Origin of the sequence: Acholeplasma hippikon (assembly GCF_900660755.1) — a bacterium.
GTDB lineage: Bacteria > Bacillota_I > Bacilli_A > Acholeplasmatales > Acholeplasmataceae > Acholeplasma > Acholeplasma hippikon.
In genome coordinates this window covers 499,266-517,115 of the sequence record NZ_LR215050.1, presented here as the reverse complement: position 1 = coordinate 517,115, position 17,850 = coordinate 499,266, and the positions used below count along the sequence as shown (strand labels likewise).

At 29.9% G+C, this 17,850-nt stretch carries 15 protein-coding genes and 1 other RNA gene; 14 read left to right on the top strand and 2 right to left on the bottom strand.

Features of this window, described 5'->3' with window-relative positions; genetic code table 11:
- The first annotated feature begins 46 nt into the window (after positions 1–46).
- The 8 genes from EXC59_RS02485 (at position 47) to ssrA (ending at position 6,962) form a co-directional block, all read left to right on the top strand.
- Positions 47–763 carry an acyl-ACP thioesterase domain-containing protein gene (locus tag EXC59_RS02485; protein ID WP_035368311.1) on the top strand — a complete coding sequence of 239 codons (717 nt, stop codon included), beginning with the start codon at positions 47–49 and terminating at the stop codon, positions 761–763.
- A gap of 84 nt (positions 764–847) precedes the next feature.
- Positions 848–1,825, top strand: a complete 978-nt coding sequence (gene guaC, locus EXC59_RS02480; protein WP_035368312.1) for a GMP reductase — start codon at positions 848–850, stop codon at positions 1,823–1,825.
- A 34-nt stretch (positions 1,826–1,859) separates the two neighbouring features.
- Complete coding sequence (locus tag EXC59_RS02475) at positions 1,860–3,566, top strand: 5'-nucleotidase C-terminal domain-containing protein (RefSeq protein WP_035368313.1); 1,707 nt, start codon at positions 1,860–1,862, stop codon at positions 3,564–3,566.
- A gap of 112 nt (positions 3,567–3,678) precedes the next feature.
- Positions 3,679–4,809 (top strand): M20 metallopeptidase family protein, encoded by a 1,131-nt coding sequence (locus tag EXC59_RS02470; RefSeq protein WP_035368314.1) that lies wholly within the window; start codon positions 3,679–3,681, stop codon positions 4,807–4,809.
- Between the two features lie 53 nt (positions 4,810–4,862).
- Positions 4,863–5,255, top strand: a complete 393-nt coding sequence (locus tag EXC59_RS02465; protein WP_162163882.1) for a hypothetical protein — start codon at positions 4,863–4,865, stop codon at positions 5,253–5,255.
- A 149-nt stretch (positions 5,256–5,404) separates the two neighbouring features.
- The gene (locus tag EXC59_RS02460) at positions 5,405–6,196 is read left to right on the top strand and encodes an ECF transporter S component (RefSeq protein ID WP_035368319.1); all 792 of its coding nucleotides are present in this window, start codon (positions 5,405–5,407) and stop codon (positions 6,194–6,196) included.
- A gap of 167 nt (positions 6,197–6,363) precedes the next feature.
- Positions 6,364–6,546, top strand: coding sequence for a hypothetical protein (locus tag EXC59_RS02455; RefSeq protein WP_035368320.1), 183 nt, complete (start codon positions 6,364–6,366; stop codon positions 6,544–6,546).
- A 71-nt stretch (positions 6,547–6,617) separates the two neighbouring features.
- Positions 6,618–6,962: a transfer-messenger RNA gene (gene ssrA, locus EXC59_RS02450) on the top strand.
- A gap of 94 nt (positions 6,963–7,056) precedes the next feature.
- Here ssrA and EXC59_RS02445 read toward each other — a convergent pair.
- Entirely contained in the window at positions 7,057–7,893 is an 837-nt protein-coding gene (locus EXC59_RS02445; RefSeq protein WP_129614223.1) for an IS3 family transposase, read from the bottom strand.
- Between the two features lie 17 nt (positions 7,894–7,910).
- Positions 7,911–8,294, bottom strand: a complete 384-nt coding sequence (locus tag EXC59_RS02440; RefSeq protein WP_129614222.1) for a helix-turn-helix domain-containing protein — start codon at positions 8,292–8,294, stop codon at positions 7,911–7,913.
- A 624-nt stretch (positions 8,295–8,918) separates the two neighbouring features.
- Here EXC59_RS02440 and EXC59_RS02435 point away from each other — a divergent pair.
- From EXC59_RS02435 to EXC59_RS02410, 6 genes are all read left to right on the top strand, one after another.
- On the top strand, positions 8,919–10,055 hold the full coding sequence (locus EXC59_RS02435; RefSeq protein ID WP_035368015.1) for a M26 family metallopeptidase: 1,137 nt from the start codon (positions 8,919–8,921) through the stop codon (positions 10,053–10,055).
- A 502-nt stretch (positions 10,056–10,557) separates the two neighbouring features.
- Positions 10,558–10,755 (top strand): helix-turn-helix domain-containing protein, encoded by a 198-nt coding sequence (locus EXC59_RS02430; protein WP_035368017.1) that lies wholly within the window; start codon positions 10,558–10,560, stop codon positions 10,753–10,755.
- Positions 10,755–12,323 carry a type I restriction-modification system subunit M gene (locus EXC59_RS02425; protein ID WP_035368019.1) on the top strand — a complete coding sequence of 523 codons (1,569 nt, stop codon included), beginning with the start codon at positions 10,755–10,757 and terminating at the stop codon, positions 12,321–12,323. Before EXC59_RS02430 ends, EXC59_RS02425 begins: the two co-directional genes overlap by 1 nt.
- Complete coding sequence (locus EXC59_RS02420; RefSeq protein WP_035368022.1) at positions 12,316–13,464, top strand: restriction endonuclease subunit S; 1,149 nt, start codon at positions 12,316–12,318, stop codon at positions 13,462–13,464. The genes EXC59_RS02425 and EXC59_RS02420 overlap by 8 nt, the downstream gene beginning before the upstream one ends.
- A gap of 1 nt (position 13,465) precedes the next feature.
- Entirely contained in the window at positions 13,466–16,567 is a 3,102-nt protein-coding gene (locus EXC59_RS02415; protein WP_035368024.1) for a type I restriction endonuclease subunit R, read from the top strand.
- An 81-nt stretch (positions 16,568–16,648) separates the two neighbouring features.
- Positions 16,649–17,674, top strand: a complete 1,026-nt coding sequence (locus EXC59_RS02410; protein ID WP_035368025.1) for a DUF3644 domain-containing protein — start codon at positions 16,649–16,651, stop codon at positions 17,672–17,674.
- The last annotated feature ends 176 nt before the right edge of the window (positions 17,675–17,850 follow it).

Genomic DNA, 17,850 nt, shown 5'->3' with positions numbered 1-17,850 from the left:
TCAAAGATGTGTGAAAAAAAGTATAATGGTATTAAGGAGTATGCATATGTATAAAGAAAACCGAGTGGTTAAAGCATCAGAAATTGGCTTTCATAACCATATTAGAATCAAAGACTTAATAGATGTCATTCAAGACTTAGAAGGGTCTCATATTGAGTCTATAGAGCCACTTTCGGCACTATCAAAAGAAAATAATGTAGGTATTTTATTAAATTACCGCTATGTTCATATAAAGAAATGGCCAGTCTATAATGATGCATTAACTTTAGTAACTTTTCCATACGATACTAAACCTTTTTTAGGATATAGAAATTCGTTAGTTTATGGAAAAAATAACGAGATTATAGTTGAATCATATTGCTTAGGTTCATTTATTAGCATGGACACATTAACACCGTATCGATTACCACTTGATGTGATTGAAGCAATCACTTCAAGCACAAAACATCCAATGCATTATGAAGGCAGAAAAATTAATTTAGATCGTAATCAAAAGTTTGTGAAGGAATCAAAACAAGTTGTTGAAGCTTCTCATTTAGATTATTATAATCATTTAAATAATGCCTTCTATGTTGAGTTTGCATATAATCAATTACCGTTTGATTTTGAATTTGATACATTAGTATGTGAGTATAAATATGCATTTAATTATTTAGATGTAATGACATTAAAAACATATGTAGTAGATAATGGATATATAATATATTTTTATGATGATGAAAATAACTTGAATGTTATTGTTGAATTTAGGAAAGGGAAGTAATTGATAGTTACTTTCCTTTTAATTTTATCAGTTAATGTGATATCATAATTTTGGTTCAAAAAAATAAAAGGAGAGAGAGAAACGATGCAAGTATTTGATTATGAAGATATACAACTAATTCCTTCTAAATGTATAGTAAAAAGTAGAAGTGAGTGTGACACAACCGTAGAATTTGGTAATAGAAGGTTTAAATTACCAGTAGTTCCAGCTAACATGGCAACAATTATTGATGAGAAACTAGCGATTTGGTTAGCGCAAAACGGTTATTTCTATATCATGCACCGTTTTGATGAAGCAGGAAGAATTCCTTTCATTCAAAAGATGAATGAATTAGGGCTATACACATCTATTTCGGTTGGTGTGAAGGATAAAGAATATGAATTTGTTGAAGAAATGGCTAAATTAGGGTTAAAACCTGATTATGTAACAATTGATATTGCGCATGGTCATTCTGATCAAGTGATTGATATGATTCACCACCTAAAAAAACATTTACCTGAAACATTTGTTATTGCAGGTAATGTTGCAACACCAGAAGCAGTTAGAGAATTAGAAAATGCTGGTGCAGATGCAACTAAGGTTGGTGTTGGTCCAGGTAAAGTATGTATTACTAAAATTAAAACAGGATTTGGTACAGGTGGTTGGCAGTTAGCTGCATTAGCGCGTTGTGCAAAAGCAGCAAGAAAACCAATTATTGCTGATGGTGGTGTAAGAACACATGGGGATATCGCTAAATCAATTAGATTTGGTGCAACCATGATTATGATTGGTTACTTATTTGCTGGACATGAAGAATCACCAGGTAAAACAATCCCAGTTGGTGAACAATTATTCAAAGAATATTTTGGTTCAGCATCTGAATACCAAAAAGGTGCTAAAGTTAATGTTGAAGGTAAGAAAATTTTAATTCCTCACAAAGGTAAGATTCAAGATACATTAAAAGAAATGGAACAAGACTTACAATCAAGTATTTCATATGCTGGTGGTAAAGATTTAGAAGCAATTACTAAAGTTGATTATGTTATTGTTAAAAATTCAATCTTTAATGGAGATACAATTTAACAATGGTTTCAGATAATCAAAAATAGGAGAAAAAATGAAAAAAATATTAACAGGTTTTATGATTATCATAAGTATGGTTATACTGGTTTCTTGTTTTAAAACCGAAGAAGAAAAAGAAACTTTTAAAATAACATACATGGTTGATTATAAAACTTATTTAGAACAAACCATTGTTGCTGGAAAAATTGCTTTAGAGCCTCAAAGTCCAAGTAAAGATAATTATGAGTTTAAAGGCTGGTATTTAGATTTAGATTTTTCAACAAAATATGATTTTGTTGATCCGGTTACTAGTGATTTATATTTATTTGCGAAATTTATTGATAGTAACCCTAATAAACCTGAAAACGCTGAATTTACGTTCTATTATATTAATGACTTACATGGGGCAGTTTTAGCAGATGGTTCGAGTATGGGTTTAGCAAGTATTGCCAACGTTGTTTTAACGGATAAAACAAATAAGCCAGATGAAACTTTATTTTTAGGTGGCGGGGATTTATTGCAAGGTCAAATTATTTCAAATTATTATGATGGTGCGTCTGTAATTGATATTTTAAATGATATGAAATTAGATGCCTTCGTTGTAGGTAATCATGAATTTGATTGGGGCTTTGAAGAAGTAATTATGCCTTATTTTAATGGCGAAAATGAACTTCAAGCAAATTACCCAATTTTAGGTGCAAATATTTATGATAAAAATACCTACAAACTAATTGATGATATGGGTGAATACACAATCATTAATAAACAAGGATTAAAGATTGCAGTAATTGGAACGATTGGTTATGGTTTAGAATCAAGTATTTCCTTTACAAGAGTTGAAAAATACATTTTTATAGATCCGGTTGAACGTACACAAAAGTTAGCAGAACATGTGAGAACAAACGAAGGTGCTGATATTGTGATTGCGGTGAATCACCAAGATAGTTCACAATATAATGAAGCAGTTACACGTTTTACTGGTAATCAAACAGTTGATGCTGTGTTTAATGGTCATACACATTATAATTATGTAAGATATGTAAATGGTAAACCTGTGATTCAATCTGGAGCAAATGGCACTTACCTAGGAAAACTTGTGTTAAGTTATGATCAAAAAAATGGTGTAAAAGTAAAAGAAGCAATTAACTTAAATAAATATAATGAACCTAGATTAAATACTGAACATCCAAAAGTAAAAGAAAAGGTTGATTTCTATCATGAAGAAATCGAACCATTGTATGAACCAATTCTTTATTCAAGTAAATATTATTCAAGAGATGAAGTTGCTTATTTTATCACTGATTTAATGCTTGAAAAAACGAATGCTGATGTAGCTATTCATAACTTTGGTGGAACAAGAGATGATATTAGTCAAGGTGAAGGTATGAGTTACTCTAAACTGTTCCAAATTTCACCATTTGATAATACAGTAGTTACAGTTAAAATTTTAGGTAGAAATTTAAATTATGTTTTAAGTGGAAATGCAAATACTTTTAAAACAGGTTTAAACCAAAATAATATAGACCCAAACAAATACTATGTGGTTGCAACTAACGATTATATATATGGTGGCAGTTCAATCTTAAAAGCAGGGCTTGATGTGAAGTATACTGGTTTAACTATATTAGATATGTTTGTTGAAAATGTTGAACTTCAAAAAGAGATGGGCTACTTAAATTGGAATATGGAAAACCGAGTTACATTGACTCAGTTAGTATCAATTACTTTCATTAATAAAAAAGAGTCTTATTTAGAGTTTTAAAAATGGATGTTAACTCATCCTTTTTTATTATTAGGTTAAACATTGACATGTTTTAATTTAGTGTTAGAATGGTTTTATATTATGAAAATAAAAAAGATTTGAGGATTTTACGATGTTAGAAAAACTTACACAGTATAGAAGAGACTTACATCAAATACCAGAACTAGGTTTTGATTTAGAGAAAACAAGTGCATATGTGAAAGAAAAATTAATCTCTTTTGGCTATGAACCAAAAGTAAATGCTAAAACTGGGTTGGTCGCTTTTAAAAAAGGAAAACTTAATCGTGCAGTTGCATTTCGTGCAGATATGGATGCCTTACCTGTAACTGAAATGTGTGATGTTCCATTTAAATCTAAACATGAAGGTAAAATGCATGCATGTGGTCATGATGGACATACAGCAATGTTATTAGGTTTTGCTGAATATGTAAGTAAACAAGAATTATTAAATGAATCTATCGTCTTTATTTTTCAGCCTGCAGAAGAAGGACCAGGTGGTGCTGAGGTAATGATTAAAGAGGGTGCTTTAAAAGATTATAATGTAACTAAAATATTTGGCTTGCATTTATTTCCTGGACTAGAAGAAGGATTAATCGGTATTAAAGAAGGACCATTCTTAGCAAGAAATGCCGAGCTTGAATTCATCATTAAAGGTAAGAGTGCACATGGAGCACAACCACATCAAGGCGTAGATGCAATTTTAGCAGCATCCAACTTAGTTGTAGGTCTCCATCAAATTGTAAGTCGTAACATTAATCCATTTGATCCTGCTGTTATCACAATTGGTACTATTAATGGTGGTGAGGCTGAAAATATTATAGCAAATGAAGTAAAAATCACAGGTACAGTTAGAGCGTTTACCGATGAAGTTTTTGAAACGTTAAAGTCACAAATTTTAAAAACAGTTCATGCCAATAAAGAACAATTCAATGTTGAATATGATGGCTTTATCTTTAAAGAATATTATCCAGCAGTTAATAATGATAAAACATTATTTGAATTAGTAAAATCATCGTTTGAAGAAAATGAATATAAATTGGAAAATGCTTATACATTTAGCGAAGACTTTGCATATTACCAAAAAGAAGTGCCAGGTATATTTTCATTTATTGGAACTAAAAATGTAGAAAAAGATTTTATCTATCCTTTGCATAATAATAAATTCAACTTTGATGAAAAAGTATTAGTTAATGGATTGAATTTTTATATTCGAGTTTCAAAAAAATTAAACTTATTTAAATAACTTTGGTGTTGGTTTTCCAACACCTTTTTTATATAATGAAATCGAGGTATAAGATGAAGAAAAATATTTTTGCTGATCTAAATATTGATCGTGTGTATAAAAATGAGTTTAAAAAGTTAAATGATAAAGATTTTATCGTATGGATTAATGAAATATTTGGTCCTTATGATTTTTCAAGTTATAGCAAGTTAAAGGATGAGATTTTAAATCATTTTGATAAAAACTTAAATGAATATATTATGCAAATAGATGAGTTACTAAAACATGAAATCAAATATGAAAAATACTTCCTACAAGCGCTAAAAGAACTTATTTTAAGTCAAAAAAATAAAGAAAATATTTTTAAATCATTAGATTTATTAACAAAGTATGTCTATAAATATACGAAATCACTAGATGAGATGATTGCTGAAAAACTTAGACATTATAAGTTGCTTATTAAATGAAGTTTGAAGGATTAAATTCAACTTTTTCTAATCATGTTAATCATAAATTTTTTTGATAATTTTATGTAATATAATAGTAATTTATAAATTCTTTTGATATAATCAAAACTGCTTACGGGACCCATTGGGCCTAAAAAGGAGAAAAAGAAATGAAAAAAACTGAAATATTTGACATAACACTTACCAGTGTCTTTGTAGCGATTATTTTAATGATGTCACTTGTTCAACAGCTAGGATTCTTAACGATTTTACCTGGGGTTGCAATTACATTAGTACATATTCCTACAATGATTGGTATTTTTATTTTAAAACCTAGATATGGATTTATTCTTGGGGTAATATTTGGATTGGGTTCGTTAATTGCTTCATACATGTATGGTGCAACTGCATTCGATCTAGCTTTCCATAACCCATTAGTATCCGTCTTACCTAGAGCACTATTTGGTGTTGCTGCTTGGGGTGTTTTCCAAGGATTACAAAAATTAAGTAAGATTAAAAATGGTAACTATTTAGTTGTCTTGCTTGTATCAATTATTGCAATTATAGCAACTGTATTTGGAGCTAGACAAATTGCTATTAATGGTGGCGTTACTAATGAAACTACGATGATCGTAGTAACGTTAATTGCATCTGTATTTGCCTTAGCATTTGTTGCCTTCTATATTTATTTAACAGTTAAAAATAACGAAAAAGAATTATATGTATCTTCAAGTTTCATTGTAGGTACCTTAGTACATACTGTACTTGTTTTAACAGCAGTAGTATTATTCTCAGATTTTTTTGAAATGAGTTTTGGCGATGCTGTTCCTGTAATTTTAGGAGTTGCAGCAAGCAATGGACTAATTGAAGCATTAGCAGCTGCAGTGATTGGAACACCAATTTATATTGCATTAAGACAATTACCACAACTACAAAGAAAAACAAAAAAACATTCAGCATAAATACCCGTTATGGGTATTTTTTTATTCTAAAAATTTTAAATGTAAGATAATGAAACTTTTCACACATTTTCATTGTAAATTATAACTTTCTTTGCAAAACTTTATTTAATTAGGTAAACTATAAGTGTAAAAAACGATGCTAAAAAATTAAATAAAGGAGAAACATTATGAGCACAAAAGATAAACTATTAGTAATTAGAGAGGCTGTTGAAAATCGCCTTAAAGAGGTTTATAAGAAGGATGAATTCAGCAAAGAAGCAGGTTTATTAGAATACATCATGTGTGTGATCGAAGCTGATGATAACACTGTAGACTTTGCAAAAGAATGCTTATTCAAAATGTATGAATAAAGACTTGCCTTTGCAAGTCTTTTTTTCATTGTAAAGATAGTGATTTTGAAGTATAATATAAGTATAACAACGGGGCTGTTTATGGATTCGCCGGGGTTAGGAATCTATTGTATGCATGTACAGGTAGCGCTGTTAAAAACGCGAGGTTAAAATAACCGGAAACAATTCTTATAATTACGCATTAGCATAATAGTCTAAGCGTGGCGACCTAATATTTACCTACGATATTAGCTAGCCTCAGAAAGTAGGGTATACTCGTTAATATGCCTAGGTTATCGAAAGAATCAATACTCGGCTCGTACGTGTTAATTTTGTCAATTTACTAGACACGTATTAAATTATTAAATTGACTAAACATGTAGATTATAATAGAAGATCAATTTCGTACAGGGGTTCGACTCCCCTCAGCTCCACCATATTAGCACAATAGTGTTGATACAATTGTATCGTCCTTATAGAATACGAAAATAGGGAGAATTGAAGTAGTCAATACTTTGTAGACATAAAAAATTATTTAAACCTCAATTCAGTTCTATACTGTATTGGGGTTTTATATCTTAATGAGTATGCTAATCTTTCATTATTGAAATACTCAACATACTTTTTTATAATCTCTAATGGATTATCACTGTGATAAAAATTATAGTCATATTTAAGTTCATCTTTGATCCAACCATTTAGGGATTCAATAATTGGATTATCTGTAGGGGTTGCTATTCTCGACATTGATCTTTTTATGGTATGATTAAATAAAGAGTTGAATCCTCTTGAGGTATATATTGCTCCTTGATCAGAATGCACAATCGTGTCAAGGTTCATATATCCTCTTTTTTGTTTTTGTCTTAAAAAGTTTTTTGCAGCTGTATAGTGATTTGAAGGACTTGCACCATAATTACTGCGTCTAATATCGTAAGATATAATCGTATGATCAAATAAATCAATATATAGATTCCAGTCATATTTACCACTTTTATGCGTTAGTATTGTTGTATCTGTACATACTTTCTCAAATGGACGACTTGTATGAAAATCATGTAGTAAATTAGGATATATCTCGTGTTCTTTTCCGGACTTGTGGCGCTTCATTCTTGCTTTTGAACGAATACCTAATAATTTACAGCACTGATGGCATAAAAGGTCTGAAAAGTATCGTTTTGTTTTATTCCTAATATGCTCCGCTCTATGTTTATAACCCCATACTTTATGCTTCTTATAACTTTCTTTGATTTCTTCGATTAACCATAATCTGTTAATTTGGTACCTGTTTAAGGTACCTTTTCTTTTTATCCATTTATAATATCCTGATCGTGATACACCCATATATATACATAAATTTTCAATATTCATTTCTTTACTTAATAAAGCTATGATTTCGTATTCGCTTTGGATTTTCTTCTTAACTTTATTTCCATCACCTCCTCGGTTGTGTATCCTTTTTTTAAACGTTCATTCTCTATTCTTAATTTCATGTTTTCATATTGGAGTTGTTCTAATTCTGTTAGGTTTTTCTTTAGCATAAATTTAGAAAGTGGATTCCCTGGCTTTCTCTTATTCTCTAGTGCATCTATGCCACCTTCATTATATTTTCTGACCCATGTTGAAATCATTCCATTAGATATATTATTCTTTCTTCCTAATTCCAGTGCACTACATTCGCCCGATAGAACCAGCTTAACATATTCATACTTAGCTTCTTTACTCCAGTATCGTGATTCAGTCTTATTCTTAACACCTTTTGGTCTTCCCATAGTTATGCCTCCTTTTACTTAAATTATACAAAAAAAGATGCTAGTAGTTTTTTGTGTCTACTAACATCTTACTATTTCAAGAATATCCCTTTTTTCTTTCTAAAATGCAAGTCTGTGAATCACTTTATCAAAGTGGTTTGTAGACTTTTTAATTTTTAGGCTCAATTAAAACACGATAGGTCATCTAAAACACGAAAGCATGAGTTTTATATCTAAATAGCAACAGTATTTTTAAAACATAAAAAGAAGTTATTTTAAAATTGATACAAAAAAATATAATATGATAAAATAAAGATATTGAAATCGATTAAATTATGGTGGGGCAATGTTGTTTTAGGGTGATTGGGTATTCGTTAATAAATTTTTTTATATAAATTATGATATATAATCTATTTAAAATTTATAAGAATTATAAATTTACTCTTAGCAAGTTTTTTTATTGAACCACTTCTTGTTTTACATGTAGATTTTGTTTTGAAGGTATATATGTAATGAAATTGTAATATTAAAAAGTATAATAAATATTAAATCTAATATTTTTTATTATTATATAACGATTCAAAATTTTATTAATACATTAGACAAATATTTTGATAAAAAACAATTTAAGGAGGACAATGGAAAATGTTTAGAAGAATTTCTTATACAATAAGCGTAGTAATACTCTTGATTGGGTTTATGGTAATGCTTGCCGGATGTGAGAATTACACCGAAAGTAAAAACTTGATTAGCGTGGATTTTGAAACACGGGAAAATATCTTTTTAAACATCAACGAAACGATTGAAATAGACTTTCTCGAATTATTTAAAGATTATGCCCTAAATATTAAAAAGGTTGAAATGACTAGTTCTGATAAAAGCATATTTACTGTGAAAGGAAGCAAAATTGAAGCTGTCGGTATGGGAACTGCATATGCAAAAACTACAATTTATGATAAAAATACACGGAAAAAACAAACTGTAATTGCAATTAATGTATATGTCGTTAATCAGTCAAAAATGAAAGAAGTAAAAACTGCACAAGATTTAGCAGACATAAGCAAAGATATAGATGGTACATATATTTTAAAAAGTGACATTGACCTTAAAAATTTTGGTAATTGGTTACCGATTGCTGAATATTCTGAGGAAGGTAATCCGATAGGTGGATTTAGAGGAATGTTTATTAATCCCGATGGCTACAAAATAAAAAATCTAGCCATTAATTCGGTAATAAATCTTCCTTCTACGAATCGTAATTATTTAGGTTTAGGATTGTTTGAGACAATAGCGGATGCATATATCGACGGTCTAATTTTGGAAAATATTACCATTAACACATCGTCATATATTACTGATGATTATCAAGATCTCTGTGCAGGAGGGATTTGTGGTTTCGCAATTAATAGCGTGATACGTAATTGCATGGTAGATGGTTTAGTTGTTTCGCAAAAAGTGGCCGGCGGTATCACTGGTATATTTTCTAGGGGACTAATTATAGGATGTGATTTTAAAGGGATAGTTAATAATACATCTCCCACTAAATTTGGTGGTTCAGGCGGAATTGCGGGAATCGGTTATGAAGAAGCACAAATAATCGACTGTGCTGTGGAAGCAACAATCAACGGAAAAATTTTTGCAGGTGGTATACTTGGTCATTATACTGGCCATCCTTTGTACTATGATAAATTAGATAATTATATTAAAAATTGCTCTTTTGAAGGTGAGTTAAATGCTCAATACACGAATGAAATGTGCGGACTTGTAGGATTTCAGTATTAAAAACGATGGCAGTCTTATCAAAATGTATTAGGATTAATATTCAAAAAAATTAACACAACACATACGAAAATTGATAACAGGGGTACGAAATTTACTGACAAGGGTACGAACTTTTTTGAGGGGGTACGAAATTGTATCAAAATTGTCGCTCTAACACATATTGAATGCATAGGTTTGATACATAGTTATCAAGCCTTTTTTCTTTGGCAGAAAGGGGAAAATCTCCTATTCGCCAGTTTTGTAGAGACCTGTGGTAGTCATTTTTTAGGCTATTATTAGGTCTTTTTTTTATTTTCTAATCAACTATTTAACGATTACCCTACTTTTTAACGATTTGAATACTTTTTAACGATTACCCTACAATTTAACGATTTGAATACTTTTTAAACTATTTGAGAAAAATATGACTTAAATTGACAGTTTATTTAATAAATTATGGACGATTTGATAAAAAAGTGCTATACTAATTACAAGACGTTTACAATCAAAAAAGGTGAATATTATGAACTATAAAAAATTAGTTAAAGAAATAAGAGAAAAGCTGATCATCACTCAAGAAGAGTTAGCAGCTCTTTTAGGCGTTTCATTTGCATCAATTAATAGATGGGAAACAGGAAAACATGAACCCACAACTAAGATCAAAAGAAAAATTGTAGAGTTATGTAAAGCAAATAATATTGATTTGGAGGAGAAAGAATAATGGATATTAAAGTTAATAAAGGACAAGAAAGAGAAGAATTGCATCGCTCAATTTGGAATATCGCAAATGAATTAAGAGGCTCAGTAGATGGATGGGATTTTAAGCAATATGTGTTAGGTATCATGTTTTATCGTTATATATCTGAAAATCTTACTTCATATATTAATAAAGGTGAAATAGAAGCAGGTAATGCATCATTTGATTATGCAAAATTATCAGATGCTGAAGCTGAAGTTGCAAGAGAAGGATTAGTAAGTTCAAAAGGATTTTTTATTCTCCCATCTGAACTATTCTGTAATGTTAGAGCAAATGCATACAATGATGAAAATTTAAATGAAACTCTTGAAAGAGTGTTTAAGCATATCGAGGAATCAGCAAAAGGCACTGAATCTGAAAATGACTTCACAGGTTTATTTGATGATATCGATGTAAACTCAAATAAACTTGGATCAACTGTTGAAAAAAGAAATAAAAAGTTAGCCGAAATATTAAATTACATTGGTGATATGAAACTGGGTGACTATCAAGATAACACAATTGATGCTTTTGGAGACGCATATGAATATTTAATGAGTATGTATGCTTCAAATGCAGGTAAATCAGGCGGAGAATTTTTTACTCCTCAAGAAGTGTCTGAACTTCTAACAAGATTAGCAATCATTGATAAAACAAGTGTTAACAAAGTTTATGACCCAGCATGTGGATCAGGGTCGTTACTTCTTCAAGCATTAAAATTATTAGGTAAAGATAATATTAAGCAAGGTTTCTATGGTCAAGAGAAAAATATAACTACATATAACCTTTGTCGTATCAATATGTTTTTGCATGATGTTGATTTTGATAAATTTAACATTGCATGTGAGGATACTTTAATTGCTCCAAAACATTGGGATGATGAACCTTTTGATGTAATCGTCTCTAATCCACCTTATTCAGTTAAATGGGAAGGTGATAATAATCCATTATTAATTAATGATCCACGTTTTTCACCAGCAAGTGTATTAGCACCAAAAGGAAAAGCAGATTTAGCTTTTATCATGCATTCACTTGCTTGGCTTTCGACTAATGGTGTTGCATCTATTGTTTGTTTCCCAGGAATTATGTATCGTGGAGGAGCAGAACAAAAAATTAGAAAGTATCTAGTTGATAACAATTATGTTGATGCTATTATTCAACTCCCTGAGAATCTTTTCTTTGGGACATCCATTGCAACATGTATTATGGTTTTAAAGAAATCAAAAAAAGATACAAATGTTTTATTTATTGATGCATCAAATGAATTCATTAAAGTTACAAATAATAACAAATTGACTCCAGATAACATTCAAAATATTGTTAAAGCTTATAAAGATAGAACTGATAAAGACTATATGGTGAAAGTAGCATCTTATGAAGATGTAAAAAACAATGATTATAATCTTTCAGTTTCTACATATGTCGTTAAAGAAGATACAAGAGAAAAAATTGATATAAAAAAACTTAATGCAGAAATCGAAGAGATAGTCGCCAGAGAAAATATCTTAAGAGAAGAAATTGATAAGATCATCAAGGAGATAGAACATGAGTAGACTTGATGAACTAATAAAAACATATTGTCCTATCGGTGTTACCTATAGAAAAATAAGCAATTTATGTTCTATTGCAACTGGTAAGTTGAATGCTAATGCCATGGTTAATAACGGTAAATATCCCTTTTTTACATGTTCGCAAGAAACTTATAAAATTGATTCATATTCTTTTGATTGCGAGGCACTATTAATAGCTGGTAATGGATATATAGGGGATGTAAAGCACTATATTGGAAAATTTGATGCATATCAGAGAACATATATATTAAAAGACTTTAATGAAGATATTAATGTTAGGTTTTTATTTCATTGTTTTAAACGAGATTTCAGAGATTATGCTCAAAAATTTCAAAAAGAAGGCTCTGTTCCATATATAACTTTAGGTACTTTAGAATCCTATGTTGTGCCCGTTCCACCTATAGAGGTGCAACGTGAAATTGTCAGAATATTAGACAATTTCACAGAGCTTACAGCAGAGCTTACAGCAGAGCTTACAGCAGAGCTTACAGCAAGAAAAAAGCAGTATGAGTATTATAGGGATTTACTGTTGAATTTTGGAGAAGAGGTAGAGTGGAGGACTTTAGGTGAAATCGCTAGATATACAAAAAGTCGTATAGAAGCTAGGGAAGTAAATTCGGAGACATATGTTGGTGTGGACAACCTTCTTCCTGATAAGATGGGAAAGACAACATCAAACTACGTGCCATTAGAAGGCCGTTTAATAAAATATGATATTGGAGACATACTCATAGGTAATATTCGTCCATATCTAAAAAAAATATGGTTAGCAACGGACGCAGGCGGAACAAATGGAGATGTTCTTGTTATACACATAAATGATATAAAAGCTGTTTTACCAAAGTATTTATATTTCGTTCTTTCATCAGATAACTTTTTTGTATATAATATGCAAAATGCGAAAGGTGCAAAAATGCCTCGTGGAGATAAAACTGCAATTATGAAATATCCAATCCCTGTCCCTTCACTTAAAGAACAAGAGCGCATCGTGGCTATCTTAGAGCGCTTTGACACTCTCTGCAGTGACCTAACCAGTGGTATACCAGCTGAAATAGAAGCCAGAAAAAACCAATACGAATACTATAGAGATGAACTTTTAACTTTTAAAGAACTGGAGGTTTAATATGCCAAACTATAACATTATTACTGAATCATCTGATTCTACTGTTGTTACTGAGTATAAACCTGTGGTTTCTAAATCGGATTCATATCAAAGTGAAGCAGAACTAGAAAAAGAGTTTATTAATCTATTATGCCAACAATCATATGAATATTTATCAATTCATAATGAAGAGGATCTAATTAAAAATTTAAGAAAACAATTAGAGATACTTAACAATTATCAATTTAGTGATGATGAATGGGATAGATTTTTTAAGCATAGACTTGCTAATCCCAATGATGGTATAGCTGAAAAAACAAAGATTATCCAAGAAGATTATCGTCAAGTACTTATTAAAGATGATGGTTCATCAAAGAATATTAATCTAATTGATAAATCAAACATCAATAAAAATAAACTCCAAGTAATCAATCAATACACAGTCACTGATGGACGTTATGAAAATCGTTACGATGTTACAATTCTAGTGAATGGGTTACCGCTTGTTCATGTTGAACTAAAAAGACGTGGTGTAGCCATTAAAGAAGCATTCAACCAAATCAATCGATATCAAAGAGATTCATTCTGGGCAGAATCAGGATTATTTAATTATGTTCAAATATTTGTGATATCAAACGGAACTAATACAAAATATTATTCAAATAGTACGAGATTTAATCATATTAAAGATTCACAAAATAAGACTAAGAAGGAAAAAACATCGAATACTTTTGAATTTACTTCTTATTGGGCTGATGCTAATAATAAAATCATTCCTGATTTAATTGACTTTACTAGAACATTTTTCTCAAAACATACAATACTTAATATTCTAACAAAGTATTGTGTCTTCACTGTAGATAAAATGCTTTTAGTCCTGAGACCATATCAAATTGTTGCTACTGAAAGAATTTTAAATAGAATCGAGATTGCAAACAATTACAAGAAATATGGAACAGTTGAAGGCGGTGGATATATTTGGCATACCACAGGTAGTGGAAAAACACTGACCTCTTTTAAAACTGCTAGACTTGCTACTAAGATTCCTTACATTGATAAAGTTATATTTGTTGTTGATAGAAAAGATCTAGACTATCAAACAATGAGAGAATATGATCGCTTTGAAAAAGGTGCAGCTAATTCAAATAGATCAACTGCTATTTTAAAGAAACAATTAGAAGATAGTAATGTAAAGATTATCATTACTACAATTCAAAAATTATCTATTTTTATTGAAAAAAATAAAGGTCATGAAGTATTTAACAAGCATGTAGTAATTATCTTTGATGAATGTCATCGAAGCCAATTTGGTGATATGCATGCAGCAATTACCAAAAACTTTAAAAAGTATCATTTATTTGGATTTACTGGAACACCAATATTTGCAGTTAATTCAACTGTACAAAAAAATGCAAAACTAAGAACTACTGAACAAGCGTTTGGTCAACAACTTCATGCTTATACGATTGTGGATGCAATTAATGATAAAAATGTATTGCCTTTTAGGGTTGATTATATTAAGACAATTGACCTTCCAGGTGATATTGAAGATGAAGAAGTATGGGATATTGATAGAGAAAAAGTTTATATGAATCCAGAGAGAATTAGACTGGTGACCAAGTACATTCTTGACCACTTTGACCAAAAGACTTATCGGAACATAAAATCCTTTAAGCATAGTGTTGTATCAAATGTAAATGAAGTAGTTTCTGCAAGAGATAGAAAAGTAGTTAAGGAGAATAAGCAATCCAATTATATTAATGGCTTTAATTCAATCTTAGCAGTAAGTTCAATAGAAGCTGCTAAAATTTATTACAATGAGTTTAAAAAACAAATGGCAGAAAACCCTGCGAAAGCACTTAAGATTGGACTTATTTACTCATATGGAGCAAATGAAGAAGAAGCTGATGGTATTCTAGATGAAGAAGTACCTGATGATACTACATCACTTGATCAATCAAGTAGAGATTTCCTTGAAGGTGCTATTAAGGATTATAATGCGATGTTTTCTACTAACTATGATACATCGAGTGATAAGTTCCAAAACTATTATAAAGATGTATCATTAAGGATGAAAAATAAGGAGCTTGATTTACTCATAGTAGTAAACATGTTCTTAACTGGATTTGATGCAACAACCTTAAATACTTTATGGGTTGATAAGAATCTAAAAATGCATGGACTTATTCAAGCATTCTCAAGAACTAATCGCATTCTTAACTCAATTAAGACATTTGGTAATATCGTGTGCTTTAGAAATCTCCAAAAGAAAACTGATGAAGCAATATCTTTGTTTGGGGATAAAAACGCTGGTGGTATCGTATTACTAAAAGGATTTAAAGATTATTATCAAGGATATCACGATGAAAATGGATTTTATCGTGAAGGATATGTTGATATGATTGATGAACTTAATGAATCATTCTCATTAGAACAACCTTCATTTGTTGGAGAAAAATATCAAAAAGAGTTTATTGCTTTATTTGGCTCAATTCTTCGTATGAGAAACTTATTAACTTCATTTGATGAATTTAGTGGTAATGAACTAATTAGTGAAAGAGATTTCCAAGATTATTGTGGTAGATATCTAGATCTAAAAGAAGAATGGAAGAATAAAAGTAAAGATGGAAAAGCGGTTGATGTTTCCGATGATGTTGTTTTTGAAATTGAACTACTTAAACAAGTAGAAATTAATATTGACTATATTTTAATGCTTGTTCAAAAATATCATGATTCACATTCGGAAGATAAAGAAATACTAATTAATATTCAAAAAGCAATAGATTCATCACCTGAAATGAGAAGTAAAAAAGCGTTAATTGAAAACTTTATTAAGGGTATAAATGAAGTAGATGATGTACTTGATGAATGGCGTAGTTATGTTGCTGAAGAAAAAGAAAAAGCAATAAAAAAAATTATCGAAACAGAAAATCTTAAGGAATCTGAGACTCGTAAATTTATCTCTACTGCTTTTGAAACAGGAAGTATCAAAACTACTGGAACTGATGTCGATAAGATACTTCCACCAATATCTAGATTTGGAAGCGGGAATCGTGATGAAAAGCGTAAAACAGTATTAGCTAGATTACTTGAATTTTTCGAGAGATTCTTTGGAATTGTATAAGTAATAAACATTTTTTATTATAGTGAAAAGTTAGTATAAATTACATAAAATGCATAATTAAGTTTAAATGGGGTATTATGGATGGAACAAAAAAAAGAAAAAGAAAAGTTAATTTCACTGATGGTAGAAAAAAGTCAAGAGTCGTTTTTGTTAGGAATCGAGATATACAATAAACCTACAATTAAGTATAAAGTAGAAGGTTTTACTTTTTTTATATGTAATGCATGGGAGTTATTATTAAAAGCTCACATGTTAAAAAGCGAATTACCGATTTATTATAAGAATAAGAATAAAAACAGAACTATTTCATTAACAGATGCCATTAAAAAAATAATGACTAATTCTAAAGACCCAATAAGAATTAATTTAGAAGCTGTTGTAGGTCTTAGAAATATGGCTAATCACTTAATTGTTCCTGAATATGCAATAATGTTTAATGATATTTTTATGGCTTGTGTAATGAACTATACCAACAAATTATATCAATTATTTCAGATAAGTATTAATGATAAATTACCCTCAAATTATATAACAATGTTCTTACCATCTCCTCATGATACAATCAATTTAGTAAGTAAATACAATAAAGAAATATATACCAAATTTGAATCAACAAAGAGGTACTTAGAATATATAATGAGTGAAACTAGTAATAACAATTTGATACCACAAACAATGGCATTTACATATCAAATTACAGTAAAACAAGTTAATAATGCACATGAAGCTGATTTTACAATCAGTAAATCAGCGCCAAAAGATGCAAAATTAAAAGTAATTCATAAACCTATAGATTCTGGAATTTCGCATCCATTATCTACTAAGCAGGTGCTTGATTGTGTTAATTCTGAACTTTTAAAATTAGATATAAAAATTGCACCTATAAGTGATGGGAGCAAGACCAATTTTACAACATATACATTTAATTTATATAATCTATTTTACAATATTAAAGAGATACCTGAATATTCATATAAGCATATATTAGGCAATAGATGGTCTTACACTTATTCATATGAATTAGTACAAAAAATTATTGACGATATTTGTAATGATCAAGAAATCTTCAAAAAAATAAAAGATTTCATGAAAATAAAAAAGAACTAACCCTAGGTGCAAAGGAATTCTCGGCAAATGCCTACTACCATTCGGTAACCCAGCTTTAACCCTTCACAAGTTAGTTCACATATATTATACACCAAGTAAAATAAAACACAAATTCTTTGTATAAAAAATGTACTTAAATTAGCAATATAATATCCTTAAGTTTAAAAAGAATCAAT